We start from the raw sequence: 20414 nt of genomic DNA, 5'->3' as shown, positions 1-20414 counted from the left end.
CGGAGTCAGTCCAGGCCGTCGGCCCGGCGCTCGTCCACGGTGCGCGCCGCCTCGCGCGCCGCCCGCTGGTTGCGGGCCCGTCGCCCCCGCGGCTCCTGGCCGTCGTCCGGCACCGGGTCGCGCAGCATGTCGGAGTCGACCAGCTCGTGGCGTTGCAGGTACGTGTTCCCCACCGCCTGGATCGTCGCCGCGATCGGCAGCGCCAGGAACGCGCCCAGCGCCCCGAACACGGCACCGAACGCCAGCACCGCCACGAAGCTGACCGCCGGGTTCATCTCCAGGGCCCGCGCCGACACCTTCGGGGAGAAGTACAGGTTCTCCAGCTGCTGGTAGGCGATGATGAACGCCAGCACCCCCAGCGCCTGCGGCAACCCCTGGGAGGTCAGCGCCACCGCGACGGGCAGCGCCCCGCCGATGTACGTGCCGATCGTCGGCACGAACTGCGACACGACCCCGGTGAACAGGGCGAGCGGCAGCGCGTACGGCGTCCCCATGATCACGAGGAACACGGCCGTGAACGCCGCCGACAACGCGGCCAGGACCACGCGGGAGCTGATGAAGTCGGACACCTTCACCTGCGTGATCTCCCAGAGGCGCAGCACCTCCGTCTGCTGCTCCGGGGGCAGCCACCGGCACACCGCCACCCGGAACTGCGGGCCCGCCGCCATCAGGTAGTAGGTGACCAGACCGATCGTCAGCGCCGCGAACACGAACCCCACGATCGTGGCGCCCACGGCGATCGTCCCCGACGCGACGTCCGACCCGTACCGGTCCAGCAGCTGCGCCAGCAGCTCGTCCGACGGCGGCCACGTCACCTCGAACGTGCTCTGGGCCCACTCGCGCACCGTCGCGTACAGCGCCGGCAGCGACTCCACGAGCTGCACGAGCTGCTGCACGAACAGGTTGCCGAACATCGCCATCACCGCGATCCCGACGATCACCGACCCGAACAGGGCCACCCCCGCCGCCACGCCGCGCCGCCAGCCGTGCCGCACCAGCCACACCACCATCGGCTCCAGCGCCAGGGCCACGAAGAACGAGATGAGCAGGTACACGAAGATCGTCGAGAGCTGACCCAGCGCCGTCCACGTCCACGCCGCGACGAACACCGCCACCGCGCCCATCACCAGCACGCGCGGCACCCAGCGGGGAGGGCGCTTCGAGTCGTGCTGCAGCGGGCGGTCCGGCACCGGCCCGCGCACGTCGGCCCCGCCGTCCGCGGGCTCGCCCGGGCCCGCCCCGGCAGGCACGCCGCGCGTGGCGCGCGGCGTGGCGTCGTCGTCGGCCATGCTCGCACCGTATGGCGCGCCGTCGCGCTTGTCGCGGCGGCGACGGGGACGTCAGGGTCGCCGCTGCCCCGTGCGCTCCTTCTGGTGCGCCGCCATGAGCGCCGGCGCCGTCCACACGTCCGGCGCGGGGCGCCGGCGCGCCCCGGGCCGCTCCTGCGCGAGGTGCCGGCAGGCGTCGTCCAGGTCGCGCAGCAGCAGGTCGACCATCTGTCGGCTCAGGTCGACGCGCACCACGACCCGCAGCAGGTGCACGTCCTCGGCGTCCGGGGGGAGGCTGTAGGCCGGGACGATCCAGCCGTGCTCCCGCAGGCGGGCGGACAGGTGGTAGACGTCGAACCCCGGGTCGCCGCGCAGCCGGAACGTGACGACCGGCTCGCTGAGCCCCGGGTTGAGGATCTCGAACCAGTCGCCCCCCGCCAGCTCCTCGTTGAGGTGGCGGGCGTTCGCGAGCATCGTCGTCACGATCTCCTCGTACCCCCGGCGCCCGAGCCGCAGGAAGTTGTACAGCTGCGCCTGGATCATCGCCGACCCGCGCGAGAAGTTGAACGTGTACGTGGGCTGCGCGCCGCCGAGGTAGTTCACGCTGAACACGAGGTCCTCGGGCAGCTTGGTCCGGTCCCGGAACACGAGCCACCCCACCCCCGGGTACACCAGCCCGTACTTGTGCCCCGAGGCGTTGATCGACGCCACCTGCTCCAGCCGGAAGTCGAACTCCAGGTCGGGCTCCGCGAACGGCGCCACGAACGCGCCGCTGGCCCCGTCGACGTGGATCGGGACGTCCCACCCCCGCTCCGCCTTGATCCGCACCAGCCGCTCGTCGATCTCCGCGATCGGGTCCGCCTCGCCGATGTGGGTCGTGCCCAGCACCACCCCCACCGCGATCGTGTTCTCGTCGACCTGCTCCGCGACCTCGTCGGCGCTCACGACGAACCGGTCCGGCTTCATCGGGATCTTGCGCATCTCCACGTCGAAGTAGTTCGCGAACTTGTCCCACACCACGTGCGTCTCCGCCCCGTAGACCACGTTCGGACGGTCCGTGGGCAGACCCGCCGCGCGCCGCCGGTCCCGCCAGCTGCGCTTGTGCGCCAGCAGCCCCAGCATGATCGCCTCCGACGACCCGATCGTGCCGACCCCCACCACCTCCGCCGGGTCCGGCGCGTGGAACAGGTCACCCAGCATGTGGACGCAGGCCTCCTCCATCAACGACGCCGCCGGGTACTCCTCGTGGTCGATGTGGTTCTTGCGCAGCGAACCCATGATGAGCCGCTCCGCCTCCGGCTCCATCCACGTCGTCACGAACGACGCCAGGTTCAACGTCTCCCGGCCGTCCAGCATCAGACCGGTGTGCAACAGCTCGTACGCCGTGCCCGGCGTCATCCCCGACGCCGGGAACGTGAACGGGTCGATGTGCTCGCGGAACGCCGCCGCGCCGTGGATCGGCCCCGTGGGATCGTCGTGCATCGCAGTCTCCTTCGTCCGTCAGGTGTCCGTCTCGACGTCGCAGGGCAGCGCCGCCTGGTCCGGAGCCGCGGCCTCCATCGACTCCGTCGTCTGCACGATCAGCGCGGGGGAGAGACGCCCCGGCCCGGCACTGAACGGCGTGCTCAGAGCCACGACGATCAGCAGCATCACCACCGTGAACACCGCCGAGACCGAGACCAGCGCCGCCTGCACCGCGACGTGCGCCCGCATCGTCAGCACGAACAGCAGCACCACGATGAGAGCCCCGCCGAAGATCAGCAGCACCCACAGCAGCGGCGGCGTCTGGATCTCCGCCGCCACCAGCCGTGTCTCGCGCGCGGTCGAGATGGCGCCCAGCTGCGCCACCAGGTTCGTCGCCGTCGCCGGCTGGAACGTCCCGTCCGTCGCCCCCGACGCCCCGGCCAACGTCGTGAACAGGTCGCGGTACGCCGCGTCCACCTCCGGCGACGACCCGCCCGCCTGCAGCGCCGGCCAGTCGTGCAGCGGCACCGCCCGCGCGTAGCAGATCAGCGCGTGCTGGATCGCGGGCTCCGCGGCCGGGAACAGCTGCGCCTCGTCGAACGCCGTGCCGATCGACGTCGCCTCGTCACCGACCGCGGCGCGCGCCGCGGAGAACTCCCCGAACAGGAAGATGATGGAGAAACCCAGGACGATGCCGTACGCCGTCGCCACGTACGACAACGTCGACGACCACGGGCCCACGTCGACCTCGACCCCGCGCACCAGCCGCCGCACCAGCAGGCACAGGACCGCCGCGACCACCGCCGTCGTCAGCAGGATCGTCGTGGTCGTCGAGACCTGCATCGCCCGCCCACCCGCTCACAGCCGCCGGGATGCGACGCCGACGGCCGCAGGGCAGCACGCGCCGTCACCCGCACCCGGCTCGTCGACCGACATCGTGACCCCCGTCCAGCGGCGACCCCCGACGCGCCACGCACCGACCGGGGAGGCGACGCGCACGAGCGGCAGCCCGCGTCGACGGCCCACCGCCCGCACCGGCGGACGGCCCGGGCGTCGTCGCCACCGTCAGGCTGACGCGACCGGAACCCACTCGCCAGCCGGGGGCGTGGCGAGTGCTTCGTCCCTCAGCCCTCTCCCGTCACTGCACTGCGTCCAGGTCCTCGGTGCCCGGTGGTCGGACCTGGACTGCGCTCCGTGCCGGGCGAGTGCTTCGTCCCTCAGCCCTCTCCCGTCACTGCACTGCGTCCAGGTCCTCCGCGTCGACGATGCGGTAGGCGTACCCCTGCTCCGCCAGGAACCGCTGCCGGTGGGCCGCGAAGTCCTGGTCCACCGTGTCCCGGGCGACCACGGCGTAGAAGTGCGCCGTGCGGCCGTCCGCCTTCGGGCGCATCACGCGACCCAGGCGCTGCGCCTCCTCCTGGCGGGAGCCGAACGACCCCGACACCTGCACGGCCACGGACGCCTCCGGCAGGTCGATGGAGAAGTTCGCGACCTTCGACACCACGAGGCGGGAGATCTCCCCCGAGCGGAACGCGCCGAACAGGCGCTGCCGCTCCTTGACGGTCGTGGCGCCCGTGATGAGGGGCGCGTCGAGGTGCGCGGCGAGCTCCTCCAGCTGGTCGATGTACTGGCCGATGACGAGCACCTGGTCGTCCGGGTGGTCGGCGACGATGCGCTCCACGACACGGTTCTTGCCCGGCGCGCACGCGGCGAGCCGGTACTTGTCCTCCGGCTCGGCGGTCGCGTACGTCATCCGCTCGTGCTCCGGCAGGGTGAGGCGCACCTCCACGCAGTCGGCGGGCGCGATGTACCCCTGCGCCTCGATGTCCTTCCACGGCGCGTCGAACCGCTTGGGCCCGATGAGGGAGAACACCTCGTCCTCGCGGCCGTCCTCCCGCACCAGGGTCGCGGTGAGGCCGAGCCGGCGACGCGCCTGCAGGTCGGCGGTCATGCGGAAGATGGGCGCGGGCAGGAGGTGGACCTCGTCGTAGACGATGAGGCCCCAGTCGCGGGCGTCCAGCAGCTCCAGGTGGGAGTAGACGCCCTTCCGCTTCGTGGTGAGCACCTGGTAGGTCGCGATCGTGACCGGGCGGATCTCCTTGCGGGCACCGGAGTACTCGCCGATCTCGTCCTCGGTGAGCGTGGTGCGGCGCACCAGCTCGTCGCGCCACTGCCTCGCGCTCACGGTGTTCGTCACGAGGATGAGGGTCGTCGTGGAGGACTGCGCCATCGCGCCCGCGCCGACGATCGTCTTGCCGGCGCCGCAGGGCAGCACCACGACGCCCGATCCGCCGTGGAAGAACCCGTCGACGGCCTGCTGCTGGTAGGCGCGGGGCGCCCACTCCTTGGCCTGCTCGCCCGGGTCCACCGGGTGCGTGACGGGCGACAGGGCGATGGGGTGCGCCTCACCGTCGACGTACCCGGCGAGGTCCTCGGCGGGCCAGCCCAGCTTGACCAGCGCCTGCTTGAGGTTGCCGCGCTCGGACGCGTGCACGACCACGGAGGTGTCGTCGATCCGCTCGCCCACGAGGCCCGTGGTGCGCTTCGACTTCAGCACCTCGGCGAGCACCGCGCGGTCCGTCGACTCCAGCACCAGCCCGTGCACGGGGTGCGCGTGCAGGGTGAGCCGCCCGTAGCGCCCCATCGTCTCGGCGACGTCCACGAGCAGCGCGTGCGGCACCGGGTAGCGCGAGTACTCGATGAGGGTGTTGACGACCTGCTCGGCGTCGTGGCCCGCCGCACGGGCGTTCCACAGTCCCAGGTCGGTCAGCCGGTACGTGTGGACGTGCTCGGGGGCGCGCTCCAGCTCCGCGAACGGCGCGATGGCGCGGCGCGCGGCACCGGAGGCCGGGTGGTCGACCTCCAGCAGGATCGACTTGTCGCTCTGGACGATGAGGGGACCGTCGGGCATGGGCGTCCTTCCGGATGGCAGGGAACCTCGGTGTCAACGTGCGCGGGGCGTCCGCTGTTCCGGGGGGCGTCAGACAGGTTCCACGGACGCGATCCGGTGCACCGCCACCGTCAGCTCGGCCTCCCGGTCCGCGTCGAGCGCGCGCAGCCGCCCGCCGTCGAGCCGCAGGGGTCGCAGCGCCCGGCGTTCCAGGGCGCCGGTGCGACCCGCCATCTCGATCCACACCTGGCGGCCGTCCCGGATGGCCTCGTGCAGCAGGGCCAGGGCGTCACCGGGGGACGTCACCGGGTCCGACGGCGTCCCCGCCGTCGCGGCGGGTCCGGTGTCGACCGGCGCACCGTCCGACGACGGGGCGCCGCCCGGGCCGGGTGTCGCGGACGCCTCGGGCGGCACCGCCGTGCCGCGCATCCGCGCGACCACGGCCGCGCGGGCCGCGTCGTCGGTGCCCCGCACCACGGCGGCCGGCGCCCGGGGCGCGCGGCGGTCGACCCGCGACGGACGGGCACGACGACCCACCGCGCGGCCGTCCGGACCCTCCAGCGCCGACAGCAGGCCGCGCCCGCGCAGCACCTCGTGCAGCTCCGCGGCCGGCACCGCCGCCCCCAGCACCGTCGGGGCCAGCCGCACCAGGCCGAGCCCCGCGAGCCGCGGGTCCTCCACCAGACCCGCCAGCACCGCCGGGTCCGCGGCCCGCACGTACGCCTGCACCGCACCCACGCGCAACGCCTCGTGCCGCCGCGCGGTGTCCCGCACGAGGTACTCCAGCGGCTGCGGCACCGGCACGGGGGACCGCCGTGCGAGCTCCGCCAGCAGCTCGTCGCCCGACGTCCCGTGGTCCAGCGCTCGCGTCACCGACGCCGTGCTGAACCGGACCGTCGTCGCCGCCCCCCGCGACTCCACGTCCGCCACCGCGGCCAGGAGCCGCGCCAGCTCCGCGTCCGGACGCCCCGGCACGATCCCCGTGAGGTCGCCCTGGAGCAGGACCTCGTGCACCTCGGCGGGCAGCGCCGCGCGCAGGTGCTCCGCGAGCACCGCCCGCGCGACCTCCGCCCCGGCCTCCTGCCCCGTCCCGGGCGTCCCGCCCGTCAGGACGGCCCCCGGCGTCGACAGCACCCCCGCGCCCGTCACACCGAGCAGCGCGGCCTCCCGCAGCAGCCCCGCGACGGCCGCCTCCGGCGGCACCGACCGCGGCGAGCGCCACCGCAGCACCTCCATGACCGCGCCCACGTCCAGGGCCGTGCCCGGCTGGGCCGCGAGCACGTCCAGCACGTCCGCGCGCAGCCGCGGCACCCACGGGCGGTGCAGGTCGGGCGACAGCGGCGCCCGGACCGTGCCCTTCTCGTCGCGGGAACCCACCTGCCACGGGGTGCGGCGCGACGCCGACCACGCCAGCGCCAGCGTCGCCCAGCGGTCCGCGTCGTCGACCTCCTCCCAGCGGTCCGCGGCGAGGGTCGCCACGTAGGAGGCGGGGGAGTCGCCGTCGTCCGCGACGAGCCCGGCGCCGGCGGCGAGCTCGACGACGACCGACGCCGTCGTCTCGTCCGTCTCGAGGTCGGCCGCGAGGCGGCGCAGGTCCCGCACGGTCAGGCCACCGGCGCGCAGCGTGCGGGGCGGGTCGTCGTCCCACGCGGTGACGAGCCGCGCGACGAGGCGGACCGCCTCGAGGGCGGCGCTCGCGGACTCGGCGTCGACGACGGCGGCGGGCACGTGCCGTCCGTGGGGGCGGGGGGCGACGAGCGGGGGGTCGCGGTGGGTGCGTCCGGCGCGCAGCGCGAGGCCGACGTCGTGCGGGAGCAGGACGTGGCGCGCGTCGCTGCGCAGCAGCAGACCCGCCGCGACGAGGCCGTCGACGGCGGCGCGGGCCGTGGTGCCGGGGGCGGGGACGACGCCGACGGGCGGTCCCCAGGCGAGGGCGTCGAGGACCTGCTGCTCGGCGGGGTCGGCGCGGGGCAGGTCGAGGGGCGGTGCGGGGGGCGGAGCGGTGGCGTCGGGGCCGTCCGCCGGGCGGAGGGGACCGAGCCCGGCGGGATAGGGGCCGAGCACCTCCGCGAGCCCGGGGGCCGGGCGCAGGCCGTCGCCGTCGTCCCACACGAGCGCGGCGGGGCGGGCCCGGTCGAGCACGCGGCGCACCGCCGCGGCGGCGTCGGGGGTGCCGAGGGCCGTCGTCAGGGCGTCGACGGGGACGGGGGTGCCGTCGGCACCGAGCGCGACGAGGGACTCGAGCACGGCGAGCGCGCCGGCGTCGAGGTGGGCGACGGCGCGCTCGGTGCTGGTGCGGCTCGCCGCGCGTGCCGCCAGGGAGCGCAGCGACGACGGGGCGGGGGTGCCGAGGTCGGGGCGAGCCGCGAGCAGGGCGACGAGGTCGTCGTCGCCGCGCTGCCGCACCCACTCGGTGTAGGTACCGGCCATCTGATCGATGCTACGCGTCCGCGGCGCCCGTCCCGGTGCCGCGCGGCGGTCGGGGTCGGCCGGGTCAGCCCGCGGTGGCCCGGCAGACCTCCGCCCACGGGGTCGGGGCGATGCCGAACCGCGCCCGCGCCGCGGTGTCGTCGAGGACGTAGGGCCGCTCCCACTGGTAGCGGAGCTCGCGCAGCTCGCGCATCAGGGGGGAGACGGTCGCGGCGGTCGCGAGGACGGGCCCGCGCAGGGTGCGGACGCGCACGGGCGGCAGGTCGACGGAGGCCAGCACGTCGGTGAGCGCCTGGGCCTGGGTGCGCGGCGGGTTGGACGGCACGTGCCAGGTCCGGCCGTGCGCGCCGGCGTCCGCGGCGGCGGCGGCGAGGGTGCGGGCGACGTCGCGCACGTCGGTGAAGGTGTGCGGCTGGTCGCTGCGGCCCATCATCCAGGCGGTGCGGCCCCGGCGGGCGGCGGGGACGACGCGGGACACGTGCCCGCCCGCGCCGACGCCGGGCCCCACGTAGTCCGAGCCGCGCACCTCGACGGCCCGGACCCGGCCGGCGTCGTGGGCGGCGAGCGCGTCGGCCCAGAGGCGGGCGCGGAGCCGGCCCTTGTGGTCGGTGGCGGCGTCGGGGAGGTCCTCGGTCATGGGGCCGTCGACGGGCCCGTAGGGGTAGAGGTTGCCGGTGATGGCGTAGACCGCCCCGGAGCGTTCGGCGGCGGCGAGGAGGCCGGCGGCCAGCGGGGGCCAGACGGCGTCCCAGCGGGTGTAGTCGGCGGGGTTCGCGCAGTTGTAGAGGACGTCGGGGGAGCCGGCGGCCGCGAGGAGCGCGTCGGCGTCGGAGGCGTCGGCGGACACGTGCCGCACACCGGGGACGCCGGTGTCGCGGCCGGACCGGGTGGCGACGGTGACGTCGTGACCGGCGGCGGCGAGGTGGGCGGCGAGCCGACGGCCGACGGGGCCGGCGCCGACGACGAGGTGACGTTCCATGATCATCGCTCCTTGTTGTGAGCACTGCTCTCGTCGCGAGTCTCGCACCCGCTGCCGGCGATGGCAAGAGCAGTGCTCTCGACGGCCTTCGGGACCCGTTCCCCGAGAACGCACCGGCGCCCCTCGGGCGCAAGACCCGACCCGGGTGAAAGACGGGTGAAAGACACCCGTACCGGGCGCGGGTGAAAAGGCGGGTGAAAGCCCCCCGAAGGGTCATCGAACGCGGCTCCCGCGCTCCTACCATCGTGAAGTCGCCAGCCGTCGCGAGGAGCCAGTCGTGTCGATCGCCGAAGTTCGGGAGCACACCCTCGGTGTCCTGACCGGTGCGCGCGTGCAGCGGTTCGAGGAGGTCCGCGACACCTTCCGCCGGGAGCGCTGGCAGGACGGCTACCGCCGCCGCCTCATGGTCACCGACGCCGTCGTCGCGATCCTCGCCGTCGCCCTCGCCGTGGCACTCGCGCCCACCCTGTTCCCCACGAGCGGCGGGCTGCTCGACGTCGGCGGGCTCGTCGTCGCGATCGCGCTCGCCGTCGCGCTCCCCGTGTCCGTCGCCCGCAGCAAGGGCTACGACCCGCGCGTCTTCGGCTCCGGCCCGCAGGAGTTCCAGCGGGTGTTCGACGCCACCTGGCACCTCGGCGCCGGTCTCGCCCTGCTGACGGTGATCGCCGGCTGGCACGGGCTGCGCGAGGTGCTGCTCGTCGCGGCCCCCGCCGCCCTCGTCCTGCTGCTCGCCTCCCGCTGGGCCTGGCGCCGCACGCTCGTGCGCGGCCGCGCCGGGGGCCGCTACACCACGGCGATGCTGGCCGTCGGGCTCCGCGACCAGGCCGAGCGGCTCATCGAGGAGATGCACACCCGCACCTCCGGCTACCGCGTCGTCGGCGTCTGCGTCGCGGGCGACGAGATCCGCCCCGGCGAGCACATCCTCGGCGTGCCGATCCTCGGCGACGCCCGCGACGCCGCCGCCGTCGCCACCGCCTGCGGGGCCGACTGCGTGGCGGTCAGCGGGTCGGACGTCATCACCGCGGACGTGGTGCGCTCCCTCGGCTGGGAGCTCGAGCCCATCGGGGTCGACCTCCTGCTCACCGCCGAGCTCGCGGACGTCGCCGGACCGCGCATCACGGTGACCCCGGAGCAGTCGGTCTCGCTGCTCCACGTCGACGCCCCGCGCTTCTCGGGACCCAAGTACGTGGCCAAGACGATCATGGACTGGACCGGCGCCCTGCTGCTGACCCTGCTGGCGCTGCCGGTCATCGTCGTGGTGGGCGTGGCCGTCGCGGTGACGAGCAAGGGCCCCGTGCTCTACAGCCAGGACCGCGTGGGCCGGCACGGTGCCACGTTCCGCATGCTGAAGTTCCGGTCGATGCGGGTGGGGGCGGACGCCGAGGCCGTGGTGCTCGACGGCGAGAACCACGCCGACGGCGTGCTGTTCAAGCTGCACGACGACCCGCGCGTCACCACGGTGGGCCGGTTCCTGCGCAAGTACAGCATCGACGAGCTGCCGCAGCTGTTCAACGTGCTCGCCGGCCAGATGTCGCTCGTCGGACCGCGGCCGCCGCTGCCCCAGGAGGTCTCGCGGTACGAGGCGCGCATGCGCCGCCGGCTCCTCGTCAAGCCGGGCATCACGGGGCTGTGGCAGGTGGGGGGACGCTCGGACCTCCCCTGGAAGGAAGCGGTCCGCCTGGACGTCTACTACGCGGAGAACTGGACGCCGTTCGGCGACCTGCTGATCCTGGCGCGGACCGCCAAGGTGGTCCTCACCGGGCACGGCGCCTACTGACCCGCGCACCCCGGAGCGCTGCTCTGCTTCGCGAGCACCCGTCGCGGATGGCATGCTCGGCGGCATGACCGCCCGGACCGCCCGGACCGCCCGCGAGATCGCCCGCGAGACCATCACCCGCGAGATCCTCGACGCCGCCCGCGCCCGCCTCGCCACCGACGGGCCCGGCGGACTCTCCCTGCGCGCCGTCGCCCGCGACGTCGGCATGGTGTCCTCCGCCGTCTACCGGTACGTCGCCAGCCGCGACGCCCTGCTCACCGCGCTGCTCGTCGAGTGCTACGACGAGCTCGGCGCCGCCGTGGAGGCCGCCGTCGCGGCGCAGGACGACACCGACCACGCCGCCCGCTGGCTCGCCGCCTGCCGGGCCGCCCGCACCTGGTGCGTCACCCACCCCGGCGAGTTCGCGCTCCTGTACGGCACCCCCGTGCCCGGCTACGCCGCACCGCAGGACACGATCGAGCCCGCGGTGCGGGTGGTGCTCGCCCTCGCGTCGGTCGCCGCGGAGGCCGGCGGGGAGGTGCCGCCCGGGCCGACCGACGTGACCGCCCTCGTCGCCGACGCCGGTCGGTACCTCGTGGAGCGGGGCGGCGACGAGCCCGCGCCCGAGCTCGTCGCCCGCACGCTCATGGCCTGGTCGGGGATCTTCGGCACCATCTCGTTCGAGCTGTTCGGCCATCTCACGAACGCCGTCGCGGACCACGCCGACTGGTTCGACGCCGTCGCGACCCGCCTCGGCGCGGACGCCGGTGTCCGACCCGCCTGACCGGCCGTCCCGCGCCGCGACCCGATGCGGCGTCAGCCCGGGCGCCCCGGTACCCTGGGACACTGCCTCGACACCCGTCGAGCGCACGGACGAACGAGCACGAAGAGGTTCAGGTGCCCACCGGCAAGGTCAAGTGGTACGACGCGGAGCGCGGATTCGGATTCATCGCGGGCGAGGACGGCGCAGAGGTCTTCCTGCACGCCTCTGCGCTGCCCGCGGACGCGCCCGGCCCCAAGCCCGGCACGCGCGTCGAGTACGGCGTCGCGGACGGGCGTCGCGGCCCCTCCGCCCTCGCGGTGAAGGTCCTGGACGCCGCCCCGTCCGTCGTCCGGGCCAAGCGGAAGCCGGCCTCCGAGATGGCGGGCATCGTCGAGGACCTCATCAAGGTCCTCGACCGCACGGGCGACCAGCTCAAGCGCGGCAAGTACCCCGAGGGCGACGCCGGTCGACGGGTCGCCACGATGCTGCGCGCGGTCGCCGACAACCTCGAATCCTGAGAGCGAGACCAACATGGCACCCGCCGACGCGAAGCCTCGCCGCGTGAGCTCGCGCGCCCGCAACGACGCCGTCCTGGTCGGCGCCGTCGACGTGGCGCGCGCCGCCGCGCAGGAGGTCGCGGGCTCGCCCGACGACGTCGGCGAGCACCTGGGCACCACGGCCGAGGCGGAACGCCTCATGTCGCACCACTTCGCCGCGACCATGAAGGGCTACCACGGCTGGCACTGGACGGTGACGCTCGCGCGGGTGCCGCGCGGCAAGGTCGCCACCGTGTGCGAGATCGAGCTGCTTCCCGGCGACGACGCGATCCTCGCCCCGCAGTGGGTGCCGTGGTCGGAGCGCCTGCGCCCCGGTGACGTCCGTCCCGGGGACACCCTGCCCTTCCGCGCCGACGACCCGCGCCTCGAGCCCGGGTGGACCCCCACCGGCGACGAGGAGCTCGACTCCGTCGCCATCGACGAGCTCGCGCTCGCCCGCGCCCGGGTGCTGTCCCCCCAGGGGCGTGACGAGGCCGCCGAGCGCTGGTACCGCGGGTCCCGTGGCCCGACCGCGCCGGGCGCCGTCGCGTCGGCGTCGGAGTGCCTGGCGTGCGGCTTCCTGGTCCCGCTGCAGGGTCCGCTCGGCCAGCTCTTCGGGGTGTGCACCAACGCGTGGTCGCCCGACGACGGCAAGGTGGTCTCCCTCGACCACGGCTGCGGCGCGCACTCGGAGACCGACGTCGAGGAGCGGCCCAGCGACTGGCCGGACCGCGCCCCGCTGATCGACGAGGTCGTCATCGAGCCGGTCGACCCGGCCGCCACCGACGAGCCGGCGGGTGACCGGGCCGGGTGAGCGACGACGTCTTCGGGACCGCCGCGCTGCGGCACGCGGTCACGGAGTCGTGGCTCGGGTCGGCCACACGCTTCCGTGAGGACGCGAACGCCGAGGAGGACCATGCCCGGGGTCACTACCGTGACCGTGTCGTCGTGGAGCTCCTGCAGAACGCGGCCGACGCCGCCGCGCGCGCCGGTGCTCCCGGCCGGGTGCTGATCACCCTCGACCCGGGGGCCCGCGTGCTGCGGGTCGCGAACGACGGCGCCCCGCTGGACGCCGACGGCGTGGCGTCGCTCGCGTCGCTGCGGGCGTCGGCGAAGTCCGCGCACCCGGGGGTCGTGGGTCGGTTCGGTGTCGGGTTCGCGGCCGTGCGCGCGGTGTCCGACGAGGTCGTCGTCGCGTCCCGTGACGGCGGCGTGCGGTTCGGGCTCGACGGCACCCGCAGGGTGCTGCGCGAGGCGACCTCGCGCGCGGACCTGCCGGACGCGCCGCTGCCCGTGCGCCGCCTGGCCGCGGACGTCGCCGCCCGCGGCGACGACCTGCCCGTGCTGCGCCTGCCGTTCCCCGCCCCCGCCCTGGTCGACGACCGGCACGTCACGGCGGTGGAGGTGCTGCTGCGCGACGACGCGGCCCTCGCCGCGGTGCGCGCCCAGCTCGACGACGTCGACGAGGTGCTGCTGCTCGCGTTCGGCGGCCTCGACGTCGTCACCGTGGACCCCGGTGCCGGGGACGCGGTGCGTGAGGTGCGCCGACCGGTCGGCTGGCCCGCGCGGACGAGGTCCGGGACGTTCTCCGCGCACGAGGTCGCGGACCTGCCGCGCGAGCACCGCCGTACCGACTGGTCCCTGACGTGGACGCTGCCGCCCGACGGCGTGCCGCCCGTGCGGCGGGTGCTGCGCGCCCCGACCCCCACGGACGTCGTGCTGGACCTGCCGGGCGTCCTGGTGGCGACGTTCCCCGTGGACGCCGGGCGGCGCGGCGTCCTGCCCGGGCCCGCCACCGACCTGCTCGCCGCGCAGGCGGGGCAGGCGTGGGCGGACCTGCTGGGCGACCTCGCCACCGAGCCCGACCCCACCGTGGACGTGCTCGGCCTGGTCCCGGGCGGGCTGCCCGGCTCGGACCTCGACGCGGCGGTCCGCCGGGCGGCCGCCGACGCGCTGCGCGGCACCCCGCTGCTGCCGGCCCCGCAGGGGGACCCGGCGGACGAGGCCGCGCTCGACGCCGACGCCGACCCGCGGCTCGTGGCCCCCCGGGACGCGCACGTCCTGGCCGGTGACGCGGGCGACGACCCTGCCCTGGTGGCGGCCCTCGCCCCCGTGCTGCCGGGCCTGGTCCGGGTCGCCGCGCGGCACCAGGCGACGGTCCGCTCGCTCGGCGGGACCGTGGTCCCGCTCGCCGACGTCGTGGACGAGCTGCCCGCGGGGCTGCCCGCCGGGCGCTGGCACGCACTGCTCGACGCCCTGGAGGCGCACGCCCACGAGCCCGGCGTCCTGGAGGCCCTCGCGGGTGCCCGGGTGCCGCTCGCCGACGGCCGCGCCGCGGGGGTCCGCGGCGCCGTCGTGCTGCTGGAGGACGACGACGACGGCGACGAGGCGTCCCTCGCGGCGACCGCGCGCGTGCTCGGCCTGCGGGTCGTGCACCCGGACGTCGCGCACCCGCTGCTGGTGCGGGCGGGTGCCGTGGCGACCGACGCGCAGCGGATGCTGCACGACCCCGACGTGCGCGCGGCGGCGCTGGAGGCCGCCCGCACCCTGCTCGACGGGGACGACGACCCCCACGCCGTCGAGGTCGTCGCGTCCGTGCTCGCGCTCGTGCGGCTCACGCCCGGCGCGGCCGCGCCGTTCTGGGTGGGCGAGCTGCCCGTCCCGACGACCGAGGGCGAGCAGGCGGCGCTGCGCGAGACCACGCTGCCCGGCACCTGGGCCGCCGGGGTGCTGGACGGCCTGGCGACCGTCGCCACCGAGCAGGTGGCCCGCTACGGCGCGCCGGTGCTCGCCGCGGCGGGGGCCCGCACCCAGCCGGAGGTGTACGTCGTCGCGGACGTCGTGACGCCGGAGCCGGGCGATCCCGAGGACGACGGACCCGACCAGCCGGCGGGGTGGCTGGCCGGGTGGGCGGACTACCTGGAGCTGCTGGCCGCCCGGTTCGGCGCGGGCACGGTGCTGGGCGACCTGGAGGCCGTCGCGGACCTGGACGCCGTCGCGGACGACGCCTGGCCGGACGTCCTCGCCCGGGTCGCGGGCGACCCGGCGACCCGGCGGGCGCTGCTCACCCCGGTGCGGCGGGGCCGCACGAGCGCGCCGTCGTACACCGCGTGGTGGCTGCGCGAGCGGCTCGGGGCCCCCTTCGCGCTGCACGACGGGGTCCCGCTGCTGCCTGCCGCGCCCCCGGAGACGACCGGCCTCGACGCCCCGGTCCTGCGCGCGCTCGGTGGCGTGGACGCGCTCGGCGACCTCGACGTCGCGGACTGGCCCGCCGCGCTGGACCGGCTCCCGCCGGTCGGCTCGACCCTGCCGCTGCGGGACGCGCTCGTGGTGTGGCGCGGCCTGGCGAACGTCGCGGTCCGGCTCGACGCCTCCGACCGCGCGGCCGCGCTCGACCCGCTGCCCGACCGGCTGCCCGCGCTCGACGCGAGCGCCGTCGTCGTGCACCGCGCGGACGACGTCGAGGTGGCGGGGACGGCCCGCTGGGCGGCGCTCGGCGCGGTGCTCCCGGCCCCGGCGGGGGAGGCGGACGCGCTGGCCGACCTCCTGGACCTGCCCCTGGCCGGCCAGGACGGCATGCCCGCACCCGACCTGTCCGGGGTGGAGCGACCGCTGGACCCGCGGGTGGTCGCCCTGGACCACCGGATGCCGGAGCGCTGGTCGCAGCACGAGCGACTGTCCGTGGCGGGGCGTCCCGTCCCGTGGTGGGTCGACTCCGCGGGGCGGGTGCACGCGACCTCGACGGCGGGGCTCGCGGCGGCGCTGGCGGACGTCCTGGGTCGTCCGGACCGGACCGTGCTGCTGTCGGCCGTGCTGGCCGAGCCGGAGCGCGCGGTCGCCCTGTGGGCGACGACCGCCTGGGGCTGACCGGCGCCTAGACCTGGTCGCGGTGGCGGTGAGCCCAGACCAGGCCGAGACCGCCGAGGACGACGCCCGTCGCGCAGGTGAGGACGTCGGCGAGCGTCCCGGCGCCGGCGGCGAGGCGCACGACGACGACCACGAGCGCGACCGCCCACGCGGCGATCCCCGCGAGGACCGCCCGGCGCAGGTCGCCGCGCGGCGGATCGGGCGCGGTGCGGCGCCGCTCGGGGTGCAGCAGCAGCGAGACGACGGAGGGCACGGGCCGATCGTACGCCGCGGGCCGTCGGGACGTCCGGCGGTCCGCCCTCCCGACGGGCGCGTCGTCGTGGAACCCGTGCACGTGCGGCACCTGGGCGGGGCACCGCGGGGCGCCTAGGATGAACGTGCGGCGAACAGCACGTGACGCACGCCCCTGCGACGAAGGACGAGGCATGAAGCGAGTCATCACCTACGGCACCTACGACCTGCTGCACTACGGGCACATCGAGCTGCTGCGCCGTGCCAAGGCGCTGGGTGACTACCTGATCGTGGCGCTGTCCTCGGACGAGTTCAACGCGGGCAAGGGCAAGAAGTCGTACTTCACGTTCGAGGAGCGTCGCCGCATGCTCGAGGCGATCCGGCACGTCGACCTCGTCATCCCGGAGCACACCTGGGAGCAGAAGGCCACCGACATCCAGCTGTACCACGTCGACACGTTCGTCATCGGTGACGACTGGACGGGCAAGTTCGACGAGCTCAAGGAGCTGTGCGAGGTCGTCTACCTGCCGCGCACGCCGGAGATCTCGACGACGCAGATCAAGGCCGGGCTGGCCGCGAAGGGCTGATCCGCGCGCCGTCGGGCGTGACGGGACTCACGCCCGACGGGCCGTCGGCTCGGTCACATTCCGACACGCCGACCTCCGGAGAACCTTCACACCTCTGGCACGATTGGCGCCATGGCGAACCAGACCACAGCGCCCGCGCCCGGGCGGAGCGGCATCGACCGCTTCTTCAAGATCACCGAGCGAGGCTCGACCGTCGGCCGCGAGATCCGCGGCGGGCTCGTCACCTTCTTCGCGATGAGCTACATCATCGTGCTGAACCCGCTCATCATCGGCACCGTCCAGGACGGCACCGGGCAGGTGCTCGGCGGCGGCACCGAGGCCACGCCGGACTCGCTCGGCATGGTGGCCGCCGCCACGGCGCTCGTCGCGGGCCTCGTGACGATCCTCATGGGCGTGTTCGCGAACTTCCCGATCGCGCTCGCCGCCGGCCTCGGCCTCAACGCGGTCGTCGCGTTCTCCATCGCCGGCCTGCCGGACGTCACCTGGGCCGACGCGATGGGCCTCGTGGTCATCGAGGGCCTCATCATCCTCGTGCTCGTCCTCACCGGGTTCCGGGAGGCCGTGTTCAACGCCGTCCCGTTCGAGCTGAAGACCGCGATCTCCGTCGGCATCGGCCTGTTCATCGCCCTCATCGGGTTCGTCAACGCCGGCTTCGTCGTCCCCGGCGCCGGCACGCCGCTCGCGCTCGGCAACCTCGGCACCTGGCCGATCCTCGTGTTCGTCGTGGGCCTGCTGCTCGTCATCGCGCTGTTCGTCCGCAAGATCCGCGGCGCCATGTTCTGGGGCATCCTCGCCGCGACCGTGCTCGCCGTGGTCCTGGAGAACACGCTGCACATCGGCACCAAGGCCGGCGGCAACCCGAACGGCTTCAACCTCAACGCGCCCACGTTCGACGGCGTCGTGAACGTCCCCGACTTCGGCCTGCTCGGCCAGTTCTCGCTGCTGGGCTCGTTCGACAACATCGCGATCGTCACCGTCGTCCTGCTCGTCTTCTCGCTCCTCATCGCGGACTTCTTCGACACGATGGGCACCATGGTCGCCGTCGGTGCCGAGGCCGACCTGCTCGACGAGAAGGGGAACCCGCCGCGCACCCGCGCCATCCTCGTCGTCGACTCCCTCGCCGCGACCCTCGGCGGCATGGGCTCGGTGTCCTCCAACACCGCGTACGTCGAGTCCACGTCCGGCGTCGGTGACGGCGCCCGCACCGGCCTCGCGTCCGTCACCACCGGTGCGGCGTTCCTGCTCGCGACGTTCCTCGCGCCGCTCGTCGCGCTCGTGCCCTACGAGGCCGCCGCGCCCGCGCTCGTGTTCGTCGGCTACCTCATGATGATGCAGGTCGCGAACATCTCCTGGCGGAACGTCGAGATCGCGATCCCCGCGTTCCTCACGATCGTGCTCATGCCGTTCACGTACTCCATCGCGGACGGCATCGGCGCGGGCTTCCTCGCGTTCGTCGTCATCAAGCTCGCGCTCGGCAAGGTCCGCGAGCTCCACTGGCTCATGTGGGTCGCGTCCCTGATGTTCGTCGTGTACTTCCTCATGGAGCCGATCCAGAACGCCATCGGCTGACTGGACGACCGCACGTCGACGATGCCCGCCGCACCGGTCACGGAGTGGTGGGCATCGTCGCGCAGTTAGTCGAGGATCCGAGATTTCACCCGGAGTGGTTGCCGGTGTGACGAACCAGGGGTAAGAGGGCATGCCCCGGGCAACGTAGGATTCTGGACAGTTCATTTGTTTCACGGGGGTGTTTCATGGGAGCGGGCGGTGGGCGGTTCCGTTCTGTCCGCACCGCGCTGTGGCACCTGCGGCACGGTGGCCCTGAGCAGTTGCGCACCCACCTGCGTCGACGGGCGATCTTCGGCCGGCCGGACGGCGGAGCGACCAGCACGGCGGACGGCCTCACCTACGCCGCGTGGCCCCTGCCCCCTCGCGCCCCGGCCCGGCCGTTGCGCGTCGGCGTGATCCTCGACGACTTCACCCGGCTAGCACTTTCCTACGAATGGGACCAGGTGCTTCTCGAGCCGCTCACCTGGCGCGAGCAGCTCGTCGGCCTCGACCTCGTGTTCGTGGAGTCCGCGTGGAGGGGCAACGGCGGTGCGTGGCAGTACCACCTCACCGGAGCCTCGGCCCCCCGACCCGCCGTGACCGAGATGCTCGCCGTCGCACGGGACGCCGGCGTGCCCACGGTGTTCTGGAACAAGGAGGACCCGGTCCACTTCGAGGACTTCCTCGACGTTGCGCGGCTCTTCGACCACGTCTATACCACCGACGTCGGACGCCTCGACGCCTACCGCGAGGTGCTCGGCCACGACCGCGTCGGTGTGCTGCCGTTCGGCGCCCAGCCCGCGATCCACAACCCCGTTCGCGCCCACGGGGACGGTCCCGGCCGGGACGTCGCTTTCGCGGGCTCCTGGTTCGCCCACAAGTACCCGGAACGGCGAGAGCAGGCAGAGATGCTGCTCGGCGGAGCACTGGACGCCTCGCCGCACATGGACATCGGGCTAGAGATCTTCTCCCGATTCCGCGGCCAGGGCATCCAGTACGAGTTTCCCGAGCCATTCGCGTCCCGCGTCGTCGGATCACTCGACTACGCGCAGATGCTCACCGCCTACCGTGACTACACAGCGTTCCTCAACGTGAACTCCGTCGTCGACTCGCCCAGCATGTGCGCCCGCCGCATCTTCGAGATCACGGCGTGCGGGACGCCGGTCGTCACCGCGCTCAGTGCCGCCACCGGCGAGTTCTTCCCTGGCGACGAGGTCTTCGCCGTCACTACCCGCGAGGAGGCCCGCGACACCCTGCGGGCCCTGCACCGGTCGCCCCAGCTCCGGGACCGCGCCGCGCACCTCGGCCAGCGCCGCATCTGGCGCGAGCACAGCTACGGCGCGCGCGTCCAGCAGGTGCTGCACGACGTCGGTCTCGCCGACTCCCTGACGCCCGCACGCCCCACCGTCACTGCGCTCGTCTCTTCCAACCGGCCCCACCAGCTGCGCCACGTCCTGGCGACTATCGGGGCGCAGGAAGGCGTCGAGGTCCAGCTTGCGCTCCTCACCCACGGCTTCGATGTCGTCGACGAGGCCGAGCTGCGGCTCGAGGCCAAGCGTGCTGGCGTCGACGACCTGCTCCTGCTGACCGCAGGGACGGACGTCCCCCTCGGCGCCTGCCTCAACCGACTGCTCGAGGCCGCCGACGGTGACGTCGTCGCCAAGATCGACGACGACGACCTCTACGGCGCCTCGTACCTCAGCGACCAGCTGTACGCCCTCGACTACTCGGGCGTCGACGTCGTCGGCAAGCAGGCCCACTACATGTACCTCGAGGCGCACGACGCGACCTTGCTGCGCTTCGCCGAGCGCGAGCACCGCTTCACCGACTTCGTCATGGGGCCGACCATCGTCGCGCGCCGAGACGTCGCCTCTGCCGTCCGGTTCGGCGAAACCTCCCGCGGCGAGGACACCGCCTTCCTGCGCGGCGTCGTCGACGCCGGCGCGCGGATCTACTCCGCCGACCGCTTCAACTTCGTCCAGGTGCGCTCCGGTGCGAGCCGGCACACCTGGGGCGTCACCGAGACAGCGCTGCTCGCCACCGGCGACGTGGCCTTCTACGGACGTGCCGACCGGCACGTCATGATCTGAGCAAG

The 20414-nt window shown here is 74.5% G+C and carries 15 protein-coding genes; 8 read left to right on the top strand and 7 right to left on the bottom strand.

Annotated elements, in window-relative coordinates:
• Window positions 1-5: 5 nt before the first annotated feature.
• From ATJ88_RS15290 to ATJ88_RS15265, 6 genes are all read right to left on the bottom strand, one after another.
• Window positions 6-1289: an AI-2E family transporter gene (locus ATJ88_RS15290; protein WP_245852473.1), complete on the bottom strand. Its 1284-nt coding sequence runs from the start codon at window positions 1287-1289 to the stop codon at window positions 6-8.
• A 51-nt stretch (window positions 1290-1340) separates the two neighbouring features.
• On the bottom strand, window positions 1341-2750 hold the full coding sequence (gad, locus tag ATJ88_RS15285) for a glutamate decarboxylase (RefSeq protein ID WP_098464567.1): 1410 nt from the start codon (window positions 2748-2750) through the stop codon (window positions 1341-1343).
• 18 nt (window positions 2751-2768) lie between these two features.
• Entirely contained in the window at window positions 2769-3575 is an 807-nt protein-coding gene (locus tag ATJ88_RS15280; RefSeq protein ID WP_098464566.1) for a bestrophin-like domain, read from the bottom strand.
• Between the two features lie 388 nt (window positions 3576-3963).
• The gene (locus ATJ88_RS15275; protein WP_098464565.1) at window positions 3964-5643 is read right to left on the bottom strand and encodes a DNA repair helicase XPB; all 1680 of its coding nucleotides are present in this window, start codon (window positions 5641-5643) and stop codon (window positions 3964-3966) included.
• A gap of 69 nt (window positions 5644-5712) precedes the next feature.
• Entirely contained in the window at window positions 5713-8052 is a 2340-nt protein-coding gene (locus ATJ88_RS15270) for a helicase-associated domain-containing protein (RefSeq protein WP_098464564.1), read from the bottom strand.
• A 64-nt stretch (window positions 8053-8116) separates the two neighbouring features.
• Window positions 8117-9031: an NAD-dependent epimerase/dehydratase family protein gene (locus tag ATJ88_RS15265; protein WP_211287524.1), complete on the bottom strand. Its 915-nt coding sequence runs from the start codon at window positions 9029-9031 to the stop codon at window positions 8117-8119.
• Window positions 9032-9308: 277 nt separating this feature from the next.
• Here ATJ88_RS15265 and ATJ88_RS15260 point away from each other — a divergent pair, with 277 nt between their 5' ends.
• The 5 genes from ATJ88_RS15260 to ATJ88_RS15240 all read left to right on the top strand — a co-directional run bounded on the left by ATJ88_RS15260 (window position 9309) and on the right by ATJ88_RS15240 (window position 15953).
• Window positions 9309-10808 carry a sugar transferase gene (locus ATJ88_RS15260; protein WP_245852471.1) on the top strand — a complete coding sequence of 500 codons (1500 nt, stop codon included), beginning with the start codon at window positions 9309-9311 and terminating at the stop codon, window positions 10806-10808.
• Window positions 10809-10872: 64 nt separating this feature from the next.
• Window positions 10873-11571, top strand: a complete 699-nt coding sequence (locus ATJ88_RS19045; protein ID WP_281255258.1) for a TetR/AcrR family transcriptional regulator — start codon at window positions 10873-10875, stop codon at window positions 11569-11571.
• 113 nt (window positions 11572-11684) lie between these two features.
• The gene (locus ATJ88_RS15250; protein WP_098464562.1) at window positions 11685-12068 is read left to right on the top strand and encodes a cold-shock protein; all 384 of its coding nucleotides are present in this window, start codon (window positions 11685-11687) and stop codon (window positions 12066-12068) included.
• Window positions 12069-12111: 43 nt separating this feature from the next.
• Window positions 12112-12900, top strand: coding sequence for a DUF3027 domain-containing protein (locus ATJ88_RS15245; protein ID WP_425432688.1), 789 nt, complete (start codon window positions 12112-12114; stop codon window positions 12898-12900).
• Window positions 12897-15953 carry a sacsin N-terminal ATP-binding-like domain-containing protein gene (locus ATJ88_RS15240; RefSeq protein WP_098464560.1) on the top strand — a complete coding sequence of 1019 codons (3057 nt, stop codon included), beginning with the start codon at window positions 12897-12899 and terminating at the stop codon, window positions 15951-15953. The genes ATJ88_RS15245 and ATJ88_RS15240 overlap by 4 nt, the downstream gene beginning before the upstream one ends.
• Window positions 15954-15960: 7 nt before the next feature.
• Here the strand turns inward: ATJ88_RS15240 and ATJ88_RS15235 are convergent, their stop codons facing one another.
• Window positions 15961-16206 (bottom strand): DUF2530 domain-containing protein, encoded by a 246-nt coding sequence (locus ATJ88_RS15235; protein ID WP_098465397.1) that lies wholly within the window; start codon window positions 16204-16206, stop codon window positions 15961-15963.
• A gap of 172 nt (window positions 16207-16378) precedes the next feature.
• Between ATJ88_RS15235 and tagD the strand changes: the two genes are divergently transcribed.
• From tagD to ATJ88_RS15220, 3 genes are all read left to right on the top strand, one after another.
• Window positions 16379-16771, top strand: a complete 393-nt coding sequence (gene tagD, locus ATJ88_RS15230; protein ID WP_098464559.1) for a glycerol-3-phosphate cytidylyltransferase — start codon at window positions 16379-16381, stop codon at window positions 16769-16771.
• Window positions 16772-16882: 111 nt separating this feature from the next.
• The gene (locus ATJ88_RS15225) at window positions 16883-18340 is read left to right on the top strand and encodes an NCS2 family permease (protein WP_098464558.1); all 1458 of its coding nucleotides are present in this window, start codon (window positions 16883-16885) and stop codon (window positions 18338-18340) included.
• A gap of 260 nt (window positions 18341-18600) precedes the next feature.
• Window positions 18601-20409 (top strand): glycosyltransferase family protein, encoded by a 1809-nt coding sequence (locus tag ATJ88_RS15220; RefSeq protein ID WP_342744858.1) that lies wholly within the window; start codon window positions 18601-18603, stop codon window positions 20407-20409.
• The last annotated feature ends 5 nt before the right edge of the window (window positions 20410-20414 follow it).

Source organism: Isoptericola jiangsuensis (assembly GCF_002563715.1).
In the GTDB taxonomy this organism is placed as follows: Bacteria; Actinomycetota; Actinomycetes; order Actinomycetales; family Cellulomonadaceae; genus Isoptericola; species Isoptericola jiangsuensis.
The sequence above is the reverse complement of the archived record's forward strand: the minus strand, read 5'-3'. Positions and strand labels throughout refer to the sequence as shown.

Excerpts from the sequence above, each read along its gene's own strand:
- tagD (WP_098464559.1), top strand. The coding sequence starts at position 16,379 with ATGAAGCGAGTCATCACCTACGGCACCTACGACCTGCTGCACTACGGG.
- ATJ88_RS15290 (WP_245852473.1), bottom strand. The coding sequence starts at position 1,289 with ATGGCCGACGACGACGCCACGCCGCGCGCCACGCGCGGCGTGCCTGCC.
- gad (WP_098464567.1), bottom strand. The coding sequence starts at position 2,750 with ATGCACGACGATCCCACGGGGCCGATCCACGGCGCGGCGGCGTTCCGC.
- ATJ88_RS15225 (WP_098464558.1), top strand. The coding sequence starts at position 16,883 with ATGGCGAACCAGACCACAGCGCCCGCGCCCGGGCGGAGCGGCATCGAC.
- ATJ88_RS15280 (WP_098464566.1), bottom strand. The coding sequence starts at position 3,575 with ATGCAGGTCTCGACGACCACGACGATCCTGCTGACGACGGCGGTGGTC.
- ATJ88_RS15275 (WP_098464565.1), bottom strand. The coding sequence starts at position 5,643 with ATGCCCGACGGTCCCCTCATCGTCCAGAGCGACAAGTCGATCCTGCTG.
- ATJ88_RS15270 (WP_098464564.1), bottom strand. The coding sequence starts at position 8,052 with ATGGCCGGTACCTACACCGAGTGGGTGCGGCAGCGCGGCGACGACGAC.
- ATJ88_RS19045 (WP_281255258.1), top strand. The coding sequence starts at position 10,873 with ATGACCGCCCGGACCGCCCGGACCGCCCGCGAGATCGCCCGCGAGACC.
- ATJ88_RS15265 (WP_211287524.1), bottom strand. The coding sequence starts at position 9,031 with ATGGAACGTCACCTCGTCGTCGGCGCCGGCCCCGTCGGCCGTCGGCTC.